This window comes from Pseudoxanthomonas sp. 3HH-4, from assembly GCF_006716465.1.
Taxonomy (GTDB): domain Bacteria; phylum Pseudomonadota; class Gammaproteobacteria; order Xanthomonadales; family Xanthomonadaceae; genus Pseudoxanthomonas_A.
Genome location: NZ_VFPB01000001.1, coordinates 51,380 through 71,304 on the forward strand (window position 1 = coordinate 51,380; position 19,925 = coordinate 71,304).

Annotated in this window: 14 protein-coding genes, 1 tRNA gene and 2 pseudogenes; 9 read left to right on the forward strand and 8 right to left on the reverse strand. The window is 67.5% G+C overall.

What is annotated here, in order from left to right; genetic code table 11:
* The first annotated feature begins 64 nt into the window (after positions 1 to 64).
* Positions 65 to 2,212: a S46 family peptidase gene (locus tag FB548_RS00235; RefSeq protein ID WP_142122782.1), complete on the forward strand. Its 2,148-nt coding sequence runs from the start codon at positions 65 to 67 to the stop codon at positions 2,210 to 2,212.
* The gene (locus FB548_RS00240; protein WP_142122783.1) at positions 2,209 to 2,376 is read left to right on the forward strand and encodes an oxidoreductase-like domain-containing protein; all 168 of its coding nucleotides are present in this window, start codon (positions 2,209 to 2,211) and stop codon (positions 2,374 to 2,376) included. Before FB548_RS00235 ends, FB548_RS00240 begins: the two co-directional genes overlap by 4 nt.
* 142 nt (positions 2,377 to 2,518) lie before the next feature.
* Here FB548_RS00240 and mnmG read toward each other — a convergent pair whose 3' ends face one another.
* Positions 2,519 to 4,408: a tRNA uridine-5-carboxymethylaminomethyl(34) synthesis enzyme MnmG gene (gene mnmG, locus FB548_RS00245; RefSeq protein WP_142122784.1), complete on the reverse strand. Its 1,890-nt coding sequence runs from the start codon at positions 4,406 to 4,408 to the stop codon at positions 2,519 to 2,521.
* 823 nt (positions 4,409 to 5,231) lie between these two features.
* A pseudogene (locus FB548_RS18925) lies at positions 5,232 to 5,546 on the reverse strand (hypothetical protein); the annotation flags it as partial.
* Positions 5,547 to 5,683: 137 nt separating this feature from the next.
* Between FB548_RS18925 and FB548_RS00255 the strand changes: the two are divergent.
* The 3 genes from FB548_RS00255 to FB548_RS00265 are packed head-to-tail and all read left to right on the forward strand — an operon-like array spanning position 5,684 to position 7,727.
* Positions 5,684 to 6,646 (forward strand): pyridoxal-phosphate dependent enzyme, encoded by a 963-nt coding sequence (locus FB548_RS00255; protein WP_142122786.1) that lies wholly within the window; start codon positions 5,684 to 5,686, stop codon positions 6,644 to 6,646.
* Complete coding sequence (locus tag FB548_RS00260; protein WP_142122787.1) at positions 6,643 to 7,251, forward strand: YdcF family protein; 609 nt, start codon at positions 6,643 to 6,645, stop codon at positions 7,249 to 7,251. Before FB548_RS00255 ends, FB548_RS00260 begins: the two co-directional genes overlap by 4 nt.
* Positions 7,252 to 7,298: 47 nt before the next feature.
* A complete protein-coding gene (locus FB548_RS00265) occupies positions 7,299 to 7,727 on the forward strand; it encodes a ketosteroid isomerase-related protein (protein WP_142122788.1) in 429 nt (142 codons plus the stop codon).
* 66 nt (positions 7,728 to 7,793) lie between these two features.
* Here the strand turns inward: FB548_RS00265 and bioC are convergent, their stop codons facing one another.
* The 4 genes from bioC to bioB all read right to left on the reverse strand — a co-directional run bounded on the left by bioC (position 7,794) and on the right by bioB (position 11,926).
* Positions 7,794 to 8,690, reverse strand: a complete 897-nt coding sequence (gene bioC / locus FB548_RS00270; protein ID WP_142122789.1) for a malonyl-ACP O-methyltransferase BioC — start codon at positions 8,688 to 8,690, stop codon at positions 7,794 to 7,796.
* Positions 8,687 to 9,463: a pimeloyl-ACP methyl ester esterase BioH gene (gene bioH, locus FB548_RS00275; protein WP_142122790.1), complete on the reverse strand. Its 777-nt coding sequence runs from the start codon at positions 9,461 to 9,463 to the stop codon at positions 8,687 to 8,689. The genes bioC and bioH overlap by 4 nt, the downstream gene beginning before the upstream one ends.
* Before the next feature lie 60 nt (positions 9,464 to 9,523).
* Positions 9,524 to 10,723, reverse strand: a complete 1,200-nt coding sequence (gene bioF / locus FB548_RS00280; RefSeq protein ID WP_142122791.1) for an 8-amino-7-oxononanoate synthase — start codon at positions 10,721 to 10,723, stop codon at positions 9,524 to 9,526.
* 126 nt (positions 10,724 to 10,849) lie between these two features.
* Positions 10,850 to 11,926, reverse strand: coding sequence for a biotin synthase BioB (bioB, locus tag FB548_RS00285; protein ID WP_142122792.1), 1,077 nt, complete (start codon positions 11,924 to 11,926; stop codon positions 10,850 to 10,852).
* 61 nt (positions 11,927 to 11,987) lie between these two features.
* On the opposite strand from bioB, the gene FB548_RS00290 reads away from it, so the two are divergent.
* Positions 11,988 to 12,692, forward strand: coding sequence for a ComF family protein (locus FB548_RS00290; RefSeq protein WP_142122793.1), 705 nt, complete (start codon positions 11,988 to 11,990; stop codon positions 12,690 to 12,692).
* Positions 12,693 to 12,752: 60 nt separating this feature from the next.
* On the opposite strand, the gene ubiA is transcribed toward FB548_RS00290, so the two are convergent.
* Entirely contained in the window at positions 12,753 to 13,655 is a 903-nt protein-coding gene (gene ubiA / locus FB548_RS00295; protein WP_142122794.1) for a 4-hydroxybenzoate octaprenyltransferase, read from the reverse strand.
* 100 nt (positions 13,656 to 13,755) lie between these two features.
* On the opposite strand from ubiA, the gene FB548_RS00300 reads away from it, so the two are divergent.
* Positions 13,756 to 13,832: transfer RNA gene (locus tag FB548_RS00300), tRNA-Arg, on the forward strand.
* A 241-nt stretch (positions 13,833 to 14,073) separates the two neighbouring features.
* Here the strand turns inward: FB548_RS00300 and FB548_RS00305 are convergent.
* Positions 14,074 to 14,332: pseudogene (locus FB548_RS00305) on the reverse strand (sugar transporter); the annotation flags it as partial.
* A 480-nt stretch (positions 14,333 to 14,812) separates the two neighbouring features.
* Here FB548_RS00305 and FB548_RS00310 point away from each other — a divergent pair.
* Positions 14,813 to 16,780: a DUF11 domain-containing protein gene (locus tag FB548_RS00310; protein WP_185741916.1), complete on the forward strand. Its 1,968-nt coding sequence runs from the start codon at positions 14,813 to 14,815 to the stop codon at positions 16,778 to 16,780.
* A gap of 450 nt (positions 16,781 to 17,230) precedes the next feature.
* On the forward strand, positions 17,231 to 19,906 hold the full coding sequence (locus tag FB548_RS00315) for a serine/threonine-protein kinase (RefSeq protein ID WP_142122796.1): 2,676 nt from the start codon (positions 17,231 to 17,233) through the stop codon (positions 19,904 to 19,906).
* Positions 19,907 to 19,925 lie beyond the last annotated feature (19 nt).

Consider the following 19,925-nt stretch of genomic DNA (forward strand, 5'->3'; position numbering starts at 1 on the left):
ACAGGCCATCGTTGCCGCACCGCCACGGGCCCGATATCGTCGTCGCCGTCTTCTCCGCCGGATCCTGACCATGCGCCGCCGACTCCCGACGTCCGCCCTCGCCCTGGGTATCGCACTTTCCCTGCCCGCCCACGCCGACGAAGGCATGTGGATGCCATCGCAGCTGCCGCAGTTGGCGAAGCCGCTGCGCGAAGCAGGCTTCAGGGGCGACCCGAAGACGCTGGCCGACGTCACCGCCGCACCGCTGAGCGCGGTGGTGCGGGCGGGTGGTGGTACCGGTGCATTCGTTTCGCCCGACGGCCTGATCCTGACCAACCATCACGTCGCGTACGGCGTCATCCAGTACAACAGCAAGCCCGAGCGCAACCTGATCGACGACGGCTTCATTGCCGGCGATCTTGCCGCCGAGCTGCCCGCCAATCCGGATTTCCGCGTGCTGGTCACGGTGGGCTACGACAAGGTCACCGACGCAGTGCTGAAGGATGCGGCCGGCAAGACCGGGCGCGCGTACTTCGATGCCGTCGACCGCGCCAGCAAGGCCATCGTCGCCGACTGCGAGCAGGAGGCCGGCGTCCGCTGCAGCGTGGCGAACATGTACTACGGCACGGACTTCTACCGCATCAAACAGCTGGAACTGCGCGACATCCGCCTGGTCTACGCACCGCCCCGCGCGATCGGCAACTATGGCGACGAGATCGACAATTTCATGTGGCCGCGCCACACCGGCGATTTCACTCTGCTGCGCGCTTACGTGGGCAAGGACGGCAAGCCCGCCGCCTACAGCCCGGACAACCTGCCCTATCGCGCGCCCGCGCACCTGTCGCTGGCGAAGGACGGACCGAAGGCCGGAGACTACGCGATGCTGGCCGGGTATCCGGGCACGACGTACCGGCACCGCAGCGCTGCCGAGTTCGACGAGCAGGTCAACTGGACGCTGCCGGCGCGCGTGGCCGTGTTCGACCAGCTGATCGAGGTGATCGAAGCAGCCGGCAAGCAGGATGTCGACGCGAAGACGCGCTATGCCGCTCAGCTCCAGTCGCTGAAGAACAACCGCAAGCGCGCCGCCGGCGAACTGGAAGGCCTGCGGCGCAGCGATGCCGTCCGCGTCCGCGCCGAGGATGAGCGCGACATGCTGGCCACGACGGCTGCAGCGAAGGAACGGGCGGACATCGATGCGCTCGCCGCTTCGATCGCCGGCGGCTCGGCGGTGCGCGAGCGCGAGCTGCTGTTGTCGCTGTTCGGCTCGCAGTCCCAACTGATGCGCAGCGCGATCACGCTGGAACGGCTGCGCGTGGAATCGGCCAAGCCGGACGCCGAGCGCGAGAGCGGCTACCAGGTGCGCGACCACGCCCTGATCGAAGGCGTCCTGAAGCAGGTGCAGCGTCGCTATGCGCCCGAGGTGGAGAAGGCCCTGCTCACGGCCTTGCTGACCCGCTACCAGCAGCTGCCGGAAGCGCAGCGTCTGCCCGGTTTCGATGCCGCGTTCGGCCGCACGCCCGCCGCGCTGAAACAGGCACTGGATGCGCTGTACGCGAACACGAAACTGGGCGACGAGGCCGAACGCCTGTCGCGCTTCGCGGCAGCCCGCGAAGGCAAGCCGATGGCGGCCGACCCGCTGATCGACCTGGCGGCGACGCTGGTGCCTGTACAGCTGGCACTGGAGCAGGAGCGCAAGACGCGCGAAGGCGAACAGTTGCGACTGCGTCCGGCCTACATGCGTGCGCTGTTCGCCTGGCGCCGGCAGCAGGGGCGCGCGCTGTATCCGGATGCCAATGGCACGCTGCGCGTGAGTTTCGGCAGGGTGGACGGGTTCTCGCCCCGCGACGGCGTGCAGTACACGCCGGTGACCACGGTCGCCGGGATCGTCGAGAAGAACACCGGCGAGGTGCCGTTCGACGCGCCGAAACCGCTGCTGGACGCTATCGCCAAAGGCGATTTCGCCGGCACCGAAGATCCGGCGCTGAAGACGCAAACGGTCAACTTCCTCACCAACCTGGACACCACCGGCGGCAACTCCGGCTCGCCCGTGCTCAACGCGCGCGGCGAACTGATCGGCCTGAACTTCGACAGCAACTGGGAATCCGTCAGCGCCAGCTGGATGTTCGACCCGCGCTACAAGCGCGCCGTGCACGTCGACATGCGCTACCTGCGTTGGCTGATGGGCAAGGTCTACCCCGCGCCGCATCTGCTGGATGAGATGGGCGCGAAGTGACGCCGGACGACGACCCGCGCCCGGTCGAACCCGAGCCGCCGCTGCCCGGCGACTGCTGCAACAGCGGCTGCCCGATCTGCGTGCATGACCTGTATGCGGAACAGCTGCAGCACTATCGCGAGCAGTTGGCGGCGTGGAAGGCGCGGCATCCGGACGCCGCTTAGGGCTTACTTGTAGGAGCGACGTGAGTCGCGACCTCACGCCTTCCGAACTACGGAACGTGGTTCGCCCGCTGTCGATGGTTCGCTGCCGCAGCGAATATGCGGTCGCGACTCACGTCGCTCCTACAAAGGCGGCAACGTCCGCTTACGCCACCCGCGTACGCCGTGCGCGCTCCAGGTGCACCAGCAGCAACGAGATGGCCGCCGGCGTCATGCCGGGGATGCGCTGCGCCTGCCCGATGGTTTCCGGCTGCACGCGCTCCAGCTTCTGCTGCACTTCGGCTGACAGACCGCGCACGCCGGCGAAATCGAAGCCGGTCGGGATGGGCGTGGATTCGTTGCGCTGCTGGCGCTCGATCTCGTCGCGCTGGCGGTCCAGGTAGCCGGCGTACTTCACGCCGATCTCCACCTGTTCCGCCACCTGCGCATCGTCCACGCCGGGGCCGATCGACGGCACGGCGACGAGCTTGGCGTAGTCCAGTTCCGGGCGCTTGATCAGGTCGAGCACGTTGGTCTCGCGGCTGACCTGCACGCCCAGCGTGTCGGCGACCTCGCGACCCAGTGCATTCGCGGGCGTGGCCCACAGCGCGCGCAGGCGACCGGTCTCGCGTGCGATGGCCTCGCGCTTGGCGTCGAAGCGCTGCCAGCGCTTGTCACCTACGAGGCCCAGCATGCGGCCCGTTTCCGTCAGGCGCAGGTCGGCGTTGTCCTCGCGCAGCTGCAGCCGGTACTCGGCGCGGCTGGTGAACATGCGGTACGGCTCCTTGGTGCCGTGCGTGATCAGGTCGTCGACCAGCACGCCTAAGTAGGCCTCATCGCGTCGCGGCGACCAGGCCTCCTTCTGCTGCGCGAAGCGCGCGGCATTGAGGCCGGCGAGCAGGCCCTGAGCCGCCGCCTCTTCGTAACCTGTGGTGCCGTTGATCTGGCCAGCGAAGAACAGGCCGGCGACCGCCTTCGTTTCCAGCGACGCCTTGAGCCCGCGCGGATCGAAGAAGTCGTACTCGATGGCGTAGCCCGGGCGCGTGATGTGCGCGTTCTCCATGCCGCGGATGCTGCGCACCAGTGCCAGTTGCACGTCGAACGGCAACGAAGTGGAAATGCCGTTCGGATAGATCTCGCTGACATCCAGCCCTTCCGGCTCGACGAAGATCTGGTGGCTGGCCTTCTCGGCGAAGCGCACCACCTTGTCCTCGATCGACGGGCAGTAGCGCGGGCCGATGCCTTCGATCTGGCCCGAGTACATCGGCGAACGGTGCAGCGCACCGCGGATGATCTCGTGCGTCTGTTCGCTGGTGTGGGTGATCCAGCACGACACCTGGCGCGGATGGTCGGCTGCGCTGCCCATGAAGGACATCACCGGCAGCGGATCGTCACCGGGCTGTTCTTCCATCACCGAATAGTCCAGCGAACGGCCATCGATGCGCGGCGGCGTACCGGTCTTCAGGCGATCGACGACGAACGCGCCTTCGCGCAGTCGTTGCGCCAGCGCGGTGGCGGGTGGATCGCCAGCGCGCCCAGCGGCGTACTGTGTCTCGCCGACATGGATCTTGCCGGCGAGGAAGGTGCCCGCGGTCAGCACGACAGCGGGCGCATCGAAGCGCAGGCCGGTCTGGGTGATCGCGCCGCGCACGCTGCCTTGCTCGATGACGAAGTCATCGACGGCGGCCTGGAACAGCGTCAGGTTCGGCTGGGCCTCCACCGCGCGCCGGATCGCGCTGCGGTAGAGCGCACGGTCCGCCTGGCAGCGCGTCGCGCGCACGGCAGGACCCTTGCTCGCGTTGAGCGTTCGCCACTGGATGCCCGCCCGGTCGGCCGCCCACGCCATCACGCCGCCCAGCGCATCGATCTCCTTGACCAGATGGCCCTTGCCGATGCCGCCGATGGCCGGATTGCAGCTCATCACGCCCACCGTTTCCACGTTGTGCGTCAGCAGCAGCGTGCGTGCGCCGGCGCGCGCGGATGCCAGCGCGGCCTCGGTGCCGGCATGGCCGCCGCCGATGATGATGACGTCGTAGTGGTGGAAGCTGGCATTCATCGTGGGAGTCCGGCATCTGTGCGGATGTCGATAGGCAATGGGATTGGGTCGGGCGGATCCGGCATGCCGGGAGGGCAAAGTTGGCACGCTTCCTGCTGTACTACCGTGCACCCGTCGTGGCAAGCGACCAGGGGCGCCGGGCTGGTAATTGGAACAGGGGCCAGCCATGCGCACGCCGGGGATGCCGAGGGGCCGGTAGTCGGGGGACTACCGGCCCCTTTTTTATGCGCGCAGGATAGCAGAGACAAGAAAAAGCCCGGCATTGCCGGGCTTTTTGCAGAGGCGCCGACGCCCGGCAGGGCCGGAACAGGGGGGATCCAGATTTCCCCACCGGACGTCGACATTGAACCTTTATTGCCGCTTACGTCAGAAAGCGACGCAACCGGTCAACTGATTGTTCGGAGCCTGCGACGACGGCGAGGGGAAAGCAATGGAAGAACCCCGTCAGGGGGCTGTTTCAGCGCTCCAGCTGACGGGTGGCATTCTCCGAACGTCCAGATGACGGTCGCGGCGGCGGCGCGGGACGCTCCACCCTGGCCGGTGCCGGGCGCTCCATGCGCTGTTGGGGCCGCTCGACCGCGCGCGGTGCGGAGGGCGAAGAAGTCACGCGGGGAGGACGATAGCCGCCCTCACTCATGCGTGGCTGGTTGGGCGACGGCGTCACGCGGGGCGGGCGATAACCACCTTCACCCACGCGCGGCTGGCTGGGGGAAGGTATGACCTGGCCGGGACGATTCGGGACCATCGGCTGGGAACCGCCTTCGCGCCAGCGACCGGTGGGGTCCCGCCACGGCGGCGGCCGATTGCCACTTCCCCCATTGCCGGGCGGCTTGGGGGTGTTGTCACCGGGACGCGGCGGTCTGGGATGGTGGTGCGGCGGGTAATAGGGGTAGTGAGACCCGTAGTAGCCGTAGTACGGATAGCCGTAATAGCTGCTGTAGCGATAGGGTCCGCCATATCCATAGCCACCATAAGACCCGACGCCACCGTAGTAGCCGCCGTAGGGATCGTAGTACTGGGTGCTGGGCCGACCGTGGTAATAGCCACCCGGTGCGGTATCACCCACATAGTCATAAGTCGCACAGCCGCCCAGGGCCAGGCTGGCTAACGCGATGGCGAAAAGAGATGTGCGCTTCATGGCGGAACCCCCGTTACTTTGCCTTTGCAGCATCTGCCCGGCGCATTGAATCAGTGCTTAACCCCTCCGGCTCCATCCGGGCGCGGAAAGCCCGTCAACACCGGTCTGATGGACGGGTGATGCGTTAACCTTTCTGCATGCCGATGCCCTTGCCCACCTTCGACGACGTCCTCGCCGCTGCCGCCCGTATCGCCCCCCACGCACACACCACCCCCGTCCTGCACTCCAGCGCACTGGATGCCCTGGCGGGCTGTGTGCTCCATTTCAAGGCTGAACCGCTGCAACGGACGGGGGCGTTCAAGTTCCGCGGCGCCTGCAACGCCGTCTGGGCCCTCGATGACAGGACGGCAGCGCGTGGCGTGGTGACGCATTCCTCGGGCAACCACGGCGCCGCCCTCGCGCTGGCGGCACGGACGCGCGGCATCGAGTGCCATGTGGTCGTGCCTGAAGGTGCAAATGCCGCGAAGCTGGTCAACATCACCCGCTATGGCGCCCATCTGCACACCTGCGCGCCGACGATAGCCGCCCGCGAGGCGGCGGCTGCACGCGTGCAGGCCGAAACTGGCGCCAGCCTGATCCATCCCTACACTCATCCGCACGTGATCGCCGGCCAGGGCACGGCCGCGATGGAATTGCTGAACGCTCACGGCCCCCTGGATGCCCTGGTCGCACCGGTCGGCGGCGGTGGACTCCTCTCGGGTACGGCGATCGCCGCTGCCGCGACGGCCGTGGATTGCCGCATCTACGGCGCTGAGCCGGAAGGGGCTGCCGATGCCGCCGATTCGCTGGCGGCCGGTGAGCGACGGGTCGATTTCGTGCCAGACACGGTATGCGATGGCCTGCGTGGCGCGCTCGGCGAACCCAACTTCACACTTTTGCGCCTGCATGCTGCAGAAGTGTTGACGGTGCCCGACGCCGAAACGCTCTCCGCGATGCGACTGCTGTGGCAATGCCTGAAGCTGGTGGTCGAGCCTTCGTCCGCCATCGCGCTGGCCGCGATCCTGCGGCACCGCGAGCGCTTCGCTGGGTTGCAAGTCGGCGTGCTCCTGTCCGGAGGCAACGTCGACCTGGATGCGCTTCCCTGGGGGGCAGCGGCATGAGCACGCGGGGCCGCAAATCGAAGCGTGGTCTTGCGGGCTGGATGTGGCGGCTGCTGCTGCTTGCCCTGGTGTGGCTGGTCGGCGTGGCGGCCTACATCGTGTGGGTGGGGCAGCGGGACGATGCGGCGCGCGCCGATGCGATCATCGTGTTGGGCGCAGCCGCTTACGACGCCAAGCCATCGCCCGTGTTCGAGGAGCGCATCCGCCATGGTATCGATCTGTACAAGCGCGGCATGGCACCGACACTGATCTTCACCGGGGGCTACGGCGGCTCGGGCGCGCGCTTCTCGGAATCGCAGGTCGCGCGCCGTTACGCCTTGCGCCAAGGCGTGCCGGAGAAAGCGATCCTGATCGAATCGCTGTCGCGCAATACTCACGAGAATCTGCGACAGGCATCCATGCTGATGCATCAACACAACCTGCACAGCGTCATCATCGTGAGCGATCCGCTGCACATGGCGCGCGCCCTGCGGATCAGTCGCGGCCTGGGCATCCGTGCCGTCGGTTCGCCCACGCCGACAAGCCGCTTCCGCACGTTCGCCACGCGTTGGCGCTTCCTGTTGCAGGAAGTCTATTTCTTCCATCGCGACCGCCTGCCACGCTGAAGGCCTGGCGTATCATCGGAGCGTCATCCTCCCTGCGGGAATCCACCATGAAGATCGACGGCACGCGCCGGCAGGATCGCGCCACCGAACTCGTCCTCAGCTATTACGCCGCGTTCAATCGCGGCGACTGGGAGAACATGCTGGCATTGCTGACAGACGACGTGGTGCACGACCTCAACCAGGGCGCGCGCGAGATCGGGCGCGACGCCTTCGCCGCCTTCCTCGGCCGCATGAACGCCAGTTACCGCGAACAGCTGCGCGACATCGTGGTACTGGTCACGCAGGACGGCCACCATGCCGCCGCGGAGTACGTGGTGCATGGCGAATACCACCACACCGATGAGGGCCTGCCAGCCGCGAGCGGCCAGACGTACATGCTACCGGGTGGTGCGTTCTTCGATATCCGCGACGACCGCATCGCGCGCGTCACCAACTACTACAACCTGCAGGACTGGATCGCACAGGTCGGCGGCTGATTCCATGGGGTGCGCCAAGGCGCACCCGGCGTTGCTGGATACACGCGGCCGGGGTTGAAGCCCCTCCTACAGCTTGCGCCGGATCGGGATGTTCGCCAGCGGTACCGTCGCGATGTCTTCACCCTGGCCGCGGATCGGCGCACCCGGTGGCGGCGCCCAGGCGTGCGCATAGATCACATCCCATGTGCTGGGCAGTTTGCCGTCTGCCCGCCGCAGCGACTCGTACGCACTGGCCGCGGCGGCGAAACGCGCACGCCCGGTCAGCGTATGCCGGCGTTGCTGCAGCGCATTGGTCGCACCCATCGCGCGCAGCTCGCGCATCAGGGCGGGCAGGTCGTCGTAGGTCAACGTAAAGCGGTCGCGATCAAGCACCGGATCGCGGAAACCGGCCATCATCAGCGCATCGCCGAACTGGGCGATCTGCGGGAATGGACTGACATGCGGCACGGCATCGGCATGCGCGAAGGCATCGCGCAGCTCCTGCAACGTCTCCGGCCCGAAGGTCGAGCACACCAGCAACCCGCCGGGTTTCAGCACGCGACGGAACCCGTTGAATGCGGCAGGCAGGTCGTCCACCCACTGCAGACTGAGATTGCAGAACAGCACATCCACCGTGCCTTCGGCCAATGGCAATGCGCGCAGGTCGGCACACACGCGCTGGAACGGCTTCCACCATCCGGATTGCTTCTTGGCTTCGCGCAGCATCGGCAACGCCAGGTCCAGCGCGACCACCTGCGCCTTCGGCCAGCGCTTGCGCATCGCCGCCGCCGCGTGTGCGGGACCGCACCCCACGTCCAGCACCACGTTGGGTGCTGCGGCGTCTTGTCCTCTTCGCAGGGCGAAATAGTCCAGCGACTCCATCAACCGCTTTTCCACTTCATGCTGCAGCGCTGCCGCCGCATCGTAACCGGCCGCGGAACGCGAGAAGGCGCGCCGGATATGGCGCTGGTCGAAGGTGTTCATGCCCTCGCCTCCTGCGTCAGCGACTGCATGAAGCGGTCGACTTCTTCAGCAACCACGTCGGCGTGCCCAAGGAATGGCGCGTGCCCGCCCCCGGCGATCTCGACGAAGTGCGCCTGCGGCGCGAGCGCTGCCGCCGCACGCATCGCCTGCGACGGCACCAGCAGGTCGCGGCGACCGGCCAGCCACAGGCTGGGGACGGACAGCGCGGGCAGCGTCGCGCGCATGTCGGATTGTTCCAGCAATTGCAGGCCTGCCTGCAGTGCTTCGGGCGCGGGTTCGCCACGCGCATAGAGATCGTGTTTCAACGTGCGCAACTCGCTGCGCGCATGTTCGGAGCCCATGGTGTCCAACGCGAGAAAGCGCTCCAGCGCGCGCGCGTAATCGTTGCGCAGGTCGGTGCCGAACTGCGCGAATACGCTCGCATCGACCGCGTGCGTCCATGTGCTGCTGCGAACGAAGCGCGGGGTGGAGGCGACCATCGCCAATCCACGCACCTGCGGCGACCGCGCAGCGGCCTGCAATGCGAACAACCCGCCCAGTGACCATGCCAGCCACACCGCGGGCGGCGTACTGGCGAGGATGGCATCGGCGGCGGCATCCAGCGTCAGCGGGACGTCGCTGCCACGACTGCGGCCATGGCCCGGCAGGTCGACGAGATGGAGGGTGTAGCGGTTGGACAGCCGCTGCACCAGCGGTGCGAACACCCCGCCATGCAGCGCCCAACCGTGCAGCAGCACCAGAGGCGGGCCGTTGCCGAGGGATTCGATATGCATGTGCGCATTGTCGCCGATCCCGCCCGAGGCGGGATCACGCAGACGGGATGGCGCGTCGCGTCAAGCGACGGCGCCGTGCACGCGCTGTACGGCATCCCAGGAGCGCGCCAGTGTCGCCACCAGGCCATCCACGTCCTGCGCCGAGTGCAGCGCGGACAGGGTGATGCGCAGGCGCGCCTTGCCATCCGGCACCGTCGGCGGCCGGATGGCGGGCACGAGATAACCGGCGCTGTCCAGCGCGGCGGACAGGGCGAGTGCATTGGCATCGCTGCCGCACAGCACCGGCTGGATAGGCGACTCGGAAGCCATCAACTGCAGGCCCGCGCGCTGGGCCCCGCTGCGGAAACGGTCCACCAGCGACTGCAGCTTCTCGCGGCGCCAGTGGTCGCGGCGGGCGTGCTTCACCGCGACGCGGGTGGCCGCTGCCAGCGCCGGCGGCAGCGCGGTGGTGTAGATGTAGGGGCGCGCGGTTTCGGCGAGATGCTGGACCAGCATCTCTTCCCCCACGACGACGGCGCCGTAACCACCAAGCGCCTTGCCGAGCGTGACCAGTTGCAGGGGCACGTCGGCCACGCCCATGCGCGCTTCCGCCACGCTGCCGCGGCCGTCCGGCCCACGCACGCCGACGCCGTGTGCGTCGTCGACGAACAGCAGTGCCTGCTGCATGCGCGCCACCAGGCTCAAGGCGCGTAACGGCGCAGTGTCGCCGTCCATGCTGAAGACACCGTCCGTCACCAGCATCGCCGCGCCGTCCGCCTGCAACTTGAGCTGGCGCAATGCACCTTCCGGATCGAGGTGCGGGTAACGCCGCAGCTTGGCTCCTGCCAGCCGCGTCGCATCGAGCAAACTGGCGTGGTTGAGCCGGTCCTGCACGCAGACGTCGCCGTCTTCCAGCAAGGCCTGCTGCACGGCGAGGTTGGCGAGGAAGCCGCTGCCGAACAGCAGCGCACGCGGATAGCCCAGCCATTCCGCCACGTCGCGCTCGAGTCCCTCGTGGATGGCATGGTGGCCGCTGACCAGATGCGATGCCCCAGCACCCGTGCCTTCGCGCGCAGCGGCGTCCTGCAGTGCATTGGTCACTTCGAACTGCTGCGCCAGGCCCAGATAGTCATTACTGCTGAACTCGGTCAGCCAGCGGCCATCGACCTCCACGCGCACGCCATCGCGCCGGCTGACGATGCGGCGTGTGCGCTGGCGCGCCAGCGCCACCCGTTGCTGGCGCTGGGCGAGGATGCGGTCGTGCAGGTCAGGACGGGTCATGGTGTCGGCACCGGGTACGAGGGTTCTCGTCGGCGGACGCGGCCGGGATGCGGCGACGCCGACGCGCCGGTCCGCGATGCCCGCGCCGGCGTGATGGCCTTCGTCCTGCCCCTGTCGTGCCCCCGACTACGCCGCCTGGCCGCAATCCGGCACAGGGTGGGTGATGTCGGCATGCACCGTACCGCTGCCCGGGGCATCGGTTCTGTGATGGTCGTGCATGTTTTCCACCTGCACCGCCATCGGCCGCAATCCGAGGCGGGCGAACAGGGCCTGGTCGCGCGCGGTGTCCGGGTTGCCGGTGGTCAGCAGTTTCTCGCCGTAGAAGATCGAGTTGGCGCCCGCCAGGAAGCAGAGCGCCTGCAGCTCGTCGCTCATGGCCTCGCGTCCTGCCGACAGCCGCACCATGGAGGCCGGCATCGCGATGCGGGCCACGGCGATGGTGCGGACGAATTCGAACGGATCCAGTTCGGTCGTCCCATGCAGCGGGGTGCCGGCCACCTGCACCAGCCGGTTGATCGGCACTGAATCCGGATGCGCCGGCAGGTTCGCCAGTGCCTGCAGCAGGCCGGCGCGCTGGTCGCGCGACTCGCCCATGCCGACGATGCCGCCACAGCAGGTCTTCATGCCGGCATCGCGCACGTGCGCCAGCGTGTCCAGACGGTCCTGGTATTGGCGCGTGTGGATGATGTCGCCGTAGAAGTCGGGTGCGGTGTCGAGGTTGTGGTTGTAGTAGTCCAGTCCGGCATCCTTCAACGCATGCGCCTGCGCGCCGTTCAGCATGCCCAGCGTGGCGCAGGTCTCCAGGCCCAGCGCCTTCACGCCGCGGATCATCTCGGCGACCTTGGGGATGTCGCGGTCCTTGGGCGAGCGCCAGGCTGCGCCCATGCAGAAGCGCGACGCGCCGGCGGCCTTGGCCTGCGCGGCCTTCGCCAGCACCTGCTCGGCATCCATCAGCTTCTGCGCGTCCACGCCGGTGTCGTAGCGCTGGGCTTGCGGGCAGTACGCGCAATCCTCCGGGCAGCCGCCGGTCTTCACCGACAACAGCGTCGAAACCTGCACCTCGGCGGGATCGAAATGGCGACGGTGCACGGCCGATGCCCGGTGCAGCAACTCGGGGAACGGCAAGTCGAACAAGGCCAACAGTTCCTCGCGCGCCCAGTCATGGCGCAGCACCGGCGCATCGATCGAAATGTGAGAGGACATGATCGCCTTGGGGAATTAGAGTCGGGGAAGTCTGGAAACCGCGCCCCGCCCTGTCAACCGCATGGATGCTCCGAAAGTTGACGGCTGGTATCGATGGGCCAGCACGCTGCTGCTGGCTCCACGCTGCCTGGTATGCCGCGAGCGCGGCGCCAATGGCGTCGATCTATGCACTTCGTGCAGGGAACAGCTTCCATGGAACCGATCCTCCTGCCGTCGCTGCGGACTCCCGATGCCGGACCCCGACGAATGCGGAGACTGCCTGCGCCGATCTCCTGCTCTGACGCATACCCGAGCGGTGTTCATCTATGGCTTTCCACTGGACCGGCTGATCCCGCGCTTCAAGTTCCACCGCGACCTGGCCGCCGGACGCCTGATGGCCGAGTTGATGGCGAGTGCGTTGGAGTCCACATCGCGCCCTGATGCGATCGTGCCGGTCCCGCTGCACGCACGGCGCATGCGCGAGCGCGGCTACGACCAGGCGCTGGAACTGGCGCGCCCCCTGGCCGCAGCACTGGGCCTGCCGCTGCGCAGCGACCTGCTGCAGCGGGTCCGTGCCACCGCGCCGCAGTCCGAGCTCGATGCCGGGCAACGCCAGCGCAACCTTGCCAAGGCGTTCGCAGCGCGGAACGAGGCCACCCCTCTGCGGCACGTGGCACTGGTCGACGATGTGATGACGACGGGGGCCACCGTGGAAGCGGCGGCTCGCGCCCTGCGGGGCGCTGGCGTGCAACGGGTGGATGCATGGGTCTGCGCGCGGGCGCCATGAACGGCACGAACGACGTGCCGCGATCATCGCCCGGGTCGTGCCGGGCCGCCGCGCGCGCGGCTACGCCGCCAGTCCGGACAGATCCCAGGCCAGGCCGGCGAACACCACTGCCCCCACCCAGTTGTTGTGCAGGAATGCCCGGAAGCATGCTTCCCGTCCCCGGTGGCGGGCGATGACGAACTCCCATGCGACCAGGAGCACGGCGACACCCAGGGCGACCCAGTAACCAACGCCCAGGTCCGCCTGTCTTCCCACCAGGTACAAAGCCACCAGCACCAGCGCATACAGCACGCCCTGGATGACCAGATCGAGATCGCCGAAGAGGATGGCGGTGGATTTCGACCCCGCCCGGATATCGTCCTCACGGTCCACCATCGCATACCAGGTGTCGTACGCGGTGGCCCACAGAATGTTGGCGCCATACAGCACCCACGCCACCGGTGGCACTTCGCCCTGCACGGCGGCGAACGCCATCGGGATGCCCCAGCCGAAGGCCAGGCCCAGATAGACCTGCGGCAGATAGGTGTAGCGCTTCAGATACGGATAGCTGGCTGCCAGGAACAGGCCGGCGAAGCTCAGCCACACGGTCAGCCGGTTCAACGTGAGCACCAGCCCGAACGCCACCAGCATCAGTACGGCGAACACGGCCAAGGCTTCGCGTCCGGAGATCGCGCCGGTCGCGAGCGGGCGCCCGCGCGTGCGTTCCACCTGCGGGTCCAGCCAACGGTCGGCGTAATCGTTGATCACGCACCCTGCGGAGCGGGTCAGCCACACCCCGGCCGTGAACACGAACAAGGTCCACGCCGGTGGCACGCCGTCGGCCGCCAGCCACAAGGCCCACCAGGTGGGCCACAACAGCAGCAGCACGCCGATGGGGCGATCCCCGCGCACCAGCTTCCAGTACTGGCCCAGCCGCTCGCGCCAGCGCGGTATGGCTTCGGTTTCGAAACGCTCGTATCCCATGCGCGAAAGGGTAACAGGCGCGCCGCCCAGGCCGGATTTTCCGCAGCGCCCGCACGGAGTGGGCCAATCCCCCGCTTTGCGGCTAGAATGCCGGTCCCGTGCGCCTGTAGCTCAGCCGGATAGAGTAGTGGCTTCCGAAGCCATTGGTCGGGGGTTCGAATCCCTCCAGGCGCGCCATTTCCCGTAGACGGAACAGAGTCCAGCAACGCCCGAGCGCCGCTCCGTGCGTAACGCCTTTCAGTTTCTACGCACGACGCCCCGCCGGCGGGACCGCGACGGCGGCTTGGGCTTTGGAACATCGCCGCAATCGAAAGCGCCCGAAGCCGCCGCAGACCGTCTTGAGTAGATCCTGCCTGCGGGCGGGCCTGCCGGATGAGCACCGGAGTGCGAACTTGATGCGCGGCCGGTCAAGACCGTGCTTGCCGAAGCGGTCGGCCAGCCGGCGCGAGAAACCGATGCCGGGGATCATGCAAACGATGCCGTTGCCATTGAACAGGCTGAAGGCGGAGGTAGCGGCATCCTCTGGCCACTGGAACCCGGTCAGGCCCATGCCGGTCAGCGCGGCGTTGAGACCGGCGATGAAGCCGTTGAATCCCGAACACCGTCAGCAGCGGTATCACCTGCCAGGGCCGGTTGCGCAGCAGGTCCGACAGGTCCTGAAGCACGGCGGAAGATTGCGCCTTCGTCGCGTCCCACCCGCTGGTGCAGCGCCTCCATCGCGACCCGCAACGGCTCGAAGCTCAGGAGAGATCGGCGCGCGTAGCCTGCGCCGCTCCGACTCAAGAAGGAGTCGGTAGCGGTTGCGAGTGGCGTCGGCGTTGGGGATACCCGGCAACCGGGAGATGCAGCCGTGCGTCCCCGACGGGCGCAAGGTCAGGTTCGCGACAATCAAGACACAACCGACGACATGCCGCGGGCACGCCAACTCTCTTTCGCGGCCGCAGTAAACGGCATAGGGGATACGCGATGTCCTCCCTGCGGGCCCCAATGCGAATTGGACACAGTAGTGTGATAGGGCGGCAAGAATGGGGAGCCGGCCTGTCGCTGCGACACCTTGGGTGAGCGGCGATTTGGCGGTATATATTCTGGACCTCCCCGGAAGGCCTCTCATGTCGCCCGCATCGCCTCATCACCGGCAGGTCCTTGTCGAGAGACCCATGAAGAGCTCAAAGATAATTTGTGTTTCGTTGCTGGCGGCATTGGGTGCGGGGCTTGCGTTTCCGGCGAGTGCGCAGTTCAAGGTCAACGCGTCCTTTCGCAACAGCAGCGAACCGGGATGGACGTTCTCGGGCAACGACAATGCCGGCAACAACGACAGCGGCATTCTCACGGGCGGCTACGGCCTGATCGCCGACGGCAACAACACCAATGACGCGGTGGGCAACGGCTGGCTGCGGCTGTCGACGGACCTGGCCAGCCAGGTCGGCAGCGCACGGTATACCGGGGGATCGTTTCCTTCCTCCCAGGGCGTGATCGTCGAGTTCGACTATGTCGCCTGGGGCGGCACTGGAGCGGACGGCATCAGTTTCTACCTGTACGACGCCAACCAGACGATGGCCGGAGCCCTGCCGGGCGCTGGGCTGGGCTACTGCGACGGGGCAGGTGGCTACCTGGGCATCGGCCTGGACGAGTTCGGTAATTTCTCCAGCCAGTTGCCCGGCGTGACCGGCGGATGCTCGGCCCTGAGCGGAAGTCCCGGGTCAGCGCCCGACCGTGTGGTCGTCCGCGGCCCGCTCAGCGCCAACAACGTCTACGTGGCCGGTGCAGCCGCGCCTGGCGGCATCGACGTGCCGGGCACCACGATTCGCCCCACCGCCGATCGCGCCCGTGTCCTGTTGATCCCCAACGGCCTGGGCGGGTATCGCGTCACGGTAGGCCTCGGGCAGAACGGCGGCGCGATCAGCAACGTGCTGACCAATCTGAATTTTCCGTATGCCGCGCCGTCCAACCTGCGCATGGGCTTCGGCGGCTCCACCGGCGGGCTGAACAACATCCATGAGGTGCGGGGCGTGGTGACGTCCACGCCGGCGAACATCGTGGTGACCAAGACCGCCGCGTCGGCCACCAACTACCTGCGCGGCCTGCCGATGACCTACACGGTGACCGTCACCAACGCCGACATCAATCCGGTGGACCCGGGCAACCAGGCTCCCACCATCAACGGCGCCAATGCGGCCAATATCATCGACACGCTTCCCGCGCAGATCGCCAATGCGACATGGACGTGCAGCGCGACGGCAGGGTCCACCTGCCCCGCGGCGAGCGGCAGCGGCAATCTTTCCTTTGCCGGCGGGTACACGATGGCACCGGGCGGCGTGCTGACCTTCACCATCACCGGTACCGTGGCCACCACCTCCACGTGCGGCGCTACGGTCAGCAACACGGCCAGCGCCGACTTCGCCGCCACCGACGGATTCGCCGACATCGACCCGTCCAACAACAGCGCAAGTGCGACGTTCACCGTGCGGTGTCCCTCGTTGATCGTGAACAAGGTTTCGGTGGATGGCGTCGGCACGTTCGGCTTTACCGGCACCAACGGCATCCAGTCGCACAGCATCACCACCAGCACAGCCGGTACGGCCGTGGCGGGCGCGACACAGACCCTGACGGCGGCGGGCGTGGCGACGACCATCACCGAGGCTGCGCCACCCGCTCCGTTCGGACTGCGTTCCGTCGTCTGCACAGGCCTGGGCACCGGCGGCACCGCAACGGTCGACCTCGCCACGAGATCGGTGACACTGAATGCGCTAGCCACGAGCACGGCAGGGCCGATTTCGTGCACCTTCACCAACGAGACACGCAAGACGGATCTGCGCGTGGTGAAGACCGCTTCCCCAAGCTCGGCGGTAAGCGGCAGCATCGTCGACTTTTCCCTTACCGTGACGAACAACGGACCCCTCGACGCGTCCAACGTGCTGCTCAGCGACACTCCCGGGGCCGGACTCAACTGCCTCTCGCCCAGCAGCACTGCGGTTTGCACTGCATCCGGAGGCGCAAGCTGTCCTTCGCCCACCGTTGCGGTGAGCACGCTATTGGCAGGAGGCATCACCATTCCCACACTGCCGGTCGGGGGGCAGGTGGTGGTGACGCTGCGCTGCACGGTGACCGCAACCGGACTGCCTTGATGGTGCTTCCGGCGCTGGTCGGCTGCGCCCCATCCCGGGAGGCACCGGGCCATGGCGCAGCCCGGCAGTGGCCCACTGCGCTGGCACGTATCGCGTAGCGGCATTTACGTCTGGGGCCGGGATGGGCCCCTCCGACGACGGCTGAAACCCGTCAGCGGATGCCCCCTGGCTTTTTCACCGTGCCATGCGGATGACTGCGTGGCCCCTTGATATCTTCATAAGCGGTTGCCTACCCGTCGATCTCCCCTGAAGTGCATGGACGGTGCAACAGCACGGATCATCCGCATTTCGCAGGTTCGCCGATGGGCAAGCCGCCCGTCGTACTAGCGCGACTGCAGCCCGGTAGACAGCACGTCCCTTCGTGAGCAACGTACTCATGCAGCCCCGATGAACTCCGGACCCCGATGCACGGTAGTCTGTAGCCTGCGCGTATCCGAATAACCGTTTTCAATGTCCGACCTTGAGGCCCGTGCGTTCGACCTGTTCGACGAATACGTCGAACTGACGCCCCGGCAACGTGCGGACGCCCTCGCCGCACTGCGGGCGCGGGAGCCTGCTCTTCACGACGCCCTGCAAAGGCTGCTCCAGGCCGATGCGGCCTCGTATCCGCTCGATGGTGGCGCGCTCGATGCGCTGTATGCCGAGCACGCCGGAAGCGACGGCGGCGGGATCGATCCCTCGTCCCTCGCCCGCGTAGGCACCTTGCTGGGCCCCTGGCACATCGACCGCGTGCTGGCGCAGGGAGGCATGGGCACGGTCTACGAGGCCAGTCGTGCCGATGGCCAGTACGAGAAAAAGGTCGCACTGAAGTGCATCCGCGCGGAGATGTCGTCTCCCGTCCTGGTGGACGCGTTCATGCGCGAACGCAACCACCTGGCGAAGCTCGACCATCCCAACATCGCGCCCCTGCTGGACGGTGGCGTGGAAGGGGACGGACGTCCGTGGTTCGCGATGCGTCTGGTCCGGGGGGTCTCGGTCGATCAATGGGCTGACCAGCAGCGATTGGATCTGGCCTCGCGCGTCAGCTTGCTCCTTCAAGCCTCGCGGGCACTGCAATACGCCCATGCCCACGGGGTGCTGCATCAGGACATCAAACCCGGCAACCTGCTGGTCTCGCCGGATGGCGTGGTCCACCTGGTCGACTTCGGCCTGTCCACGCTGATGAGCGGGCGCGAAGGCGACCCATCAGCGCCCATTGCGGTGTCGGATGGCTACACCGCACCCGAGCTGCTGACAGGGGGCGCGGCTTCGGTCGCGGCCGACGTGCACGCGATGGGCGTGGTGCTGTACCAGTTGCTGGTGGATGCGTGGCCCCGCCCGCTGCAGCCACTGCACACCCAGCTGACCGGCATCGGCGCACGCTCAGCGCACGCACCCTCGATGCTGGCCGCGACAGCCCTTCCGCAGGTCGCCTACCTTCGGCAATGCCGCGATACCCGCATGCTGCGCAGGAAACTCCAGGGTGACCTGGATGCCATTGCATTGAAATGCGTCGCGCTGGCGCCGGGCGACCGCTATGCCAGCGTCGGCGCGCTGATCGAGGATCTGGAGTGCTGGCTTTCTCGGCGCCCGGTGGGCGCGCGTGGCGCGGGGCGCGCGTATGTCCTCGGACGCTTCTTCCGGAGGAACGCACTCCCCACGCTACTCGCAGGCAGCGTGATGCTGACGATGGCTGCAGCGGCGGGCGCATTCGCGTGGCTCCACTGGCGCGACCAGCAGGAAGCCCGCGACATGCAGCTGGTCTCCACGATGTTCGAGCAGACCCTCGGCGCGGCCACGCTCTCCGGTCTGGCCGAAGCACGCCCGTCCTCGCGCCAGCTGCTCGAGAAGACCGAAGCGCACCTGCGTGCGCTGCCGCCACAGTCGAGCCCGGTGATCCGGGCGCGCGCGCTGACCTCCTTGGCTCGCAGCTATGCCGTGCTGGGCGACTACGCACACGCGCTTTCACTGGCCTCCCAGGCCAACCGGCTGCTGACAGACAGTCCTGCGCACCAGTCCGAGACGCAGGCCACCCTGGCCACCCTGCTCAACCTTCAGGCACGCCATGCCGAAGCGCGCGATGTCGCCACCCAAAGCCTCCGCCAGTCGACATCCGTCCGTCCCACCGCGGACTCGACCACGCTCAACCTGCTGACGGAGCTGGCGCGTGCCCACTGGGGGCTTACGGAGCATGACGCCGCATTCGACGCCCTGGGTTTCGCGCAGAATGTGGCGGCGGGTCTGCGGTCACAACCGGCACTCGATACGCAGGTCGAACTGTCGATCCTGCGTGCCCAGTGGCACCTGCAGCTGATGGATCTTGTAGAGGCCGGGCGCGAGCTTGATGCCGCGACCGCATTGGCCCGTGAGGCTTCGCCATCACTGGCCGACAACGTCAACGAAGCGCGGTTGTCGCTGCTGCTGCTGAAAGAAGACCATGGCCAGGCCAGGCAGGTGGCGGAAGCGCTACTCGCATCGCGTCGGCAGCGACTGGGCCTTGAGCATCCCGACACGGCACGCAGCAGCCGCCTGAGGCTGGAGGTGCTGGAACGACAGGCGGAGGCCGACATCCCGCCCTCCGCGCTGCGGGAGACGCATGGGGCCATTCTCACTGCGTACGGAACAGCGCACCCGGAGTACGCCCGTCAGCTGCTGCTGGAGGCGCGCCTGCAGCGCCGGCATGACGTGTCGAAGAGCGTCAGCCTGTCGGGCGAGGCGGTACAGCTGCTGGAACGCATTCTGGGACCCCGCCATCCCACCACGCTCGCTGCGAAAGAGGAGCAGGCCCAGACCCTTATCCAACTCGCCTCTGCCCAATCCGGCCCCTCCCAGGAGGCGTCGTTGACGCATGCCATCAGCATGCTGCAGGAAGTGGTGCATGCCACCCGGCAGCGCCAGCAGCCTTCCCCATCGGCCAAGTACCTGCTGGCGCAAGCGCTGCTCCTGCGCGCGGCAAACGGCACGCCGGACGCCGCGACGGACCTGCGACGCGCAGAGGCCTTGTTGCAGGATGCGCTGGTGGAAGCCAGCCGTCAGTTGGGCCCGCGCCATGCGGTGACGGTACGGATCCGGAACGCCCTGGTCGGGAATTTCCTTCCCGCGTCCCGCTCCGCCCAGGCGGGCGTGCCCGCCGCAGCACGGCGATGAACCGGATGCGAAGGCACCG

What these genes read in the sequence shown, in the direction of transcription:
- mnmG (WP_142122784.1), bottom strand. Translation starts at nt 4,408, where the DNA reads ATGAATGCCAGCTTCCACCACTACGACGTCATCATCATCGGCGGCGGC.
- FB548_RS00255 (WP_142122786.1), top strand. Translation starts at nt 5,684, where the DNA reads ATGCCGATGCCCTTGCCCACCTTCGACGACGTCCTCGCCGCTGCCGCC.
- FB548_RS00260 (WP_142122787.1), top strand. Translation starts at nt 6,643, where the DNA reads ATGAGCACGCGGGGCCGCAAATCGAAGCGTGGTCTTGCGGGCTGGATG.
- FB548_RS00265 (WP_142122788.1), top strand. Translation starts at nt 7,299, where the DNA reads ATGAAGATCGACGGCACGCGCCGGCAGGATCGCGCCACCGAACTCGTC.
- bioC (WP_142122789.1), bottom strand. Translation starts at nt 8,690, where the DNA reads ATGAACACCTTCGACCAGCGCCATATCCGGCGCGCCTTCTCGCGTTCC.
- bioH (WP_142122790.1), bottom strand. Translation starts at nt 9,463, where the DNA reads ATGCATATCGAATCCCTCGGCAACGGCCCGCCTCTGGTGCTGCTGCAC.
- bioF (WP_142122791.1), bottom strand. Translation starts at nt 10,723, where the DNA reads ATGACCCGTCCTGACCTGCACGACCGCATCCTCGCCCAGCGCCAGCAA.
- bioB (WP_142122792.1), bottom strand. Translation starts at nt 11,926, where the DNA reads ATGTCCTCTCACATTTCGATCGATGCGCCGGTGCTGCGCCATGACTGG.
- FB548_RS00290 (WP_142122793.1), top strand. Translation starts at nt 11,988, where the DNA reads ATGGATGCTCCGAAAGTTGACGGCTGGTATCGATGGGCCAGCACGCTG.
- ubiA (WP_142122794.1), bottom strand. Translation starts at nt 13,655, where the DNA reads ATGGGATACGAGCGTTTCGAAACCGAAGCCATACCGCGCTGGCGCGAG.
- FB548_RS00310 (WP_185741916.1), top strand. Translation starts at nt 14,813, where the DNA reads ATGAAGAGCTCAAAGATAATTTGTGTTTCGTTGCTGGCGGCATTGGGT.
- FB548_RS00315 (WP_142122796.1), top strand. Translation starts at nt 17,231, where the DNA reads ATGTCCGACCTTGAGGCCCGTGCGTTCGACCTGTTCGACGAATACGTC.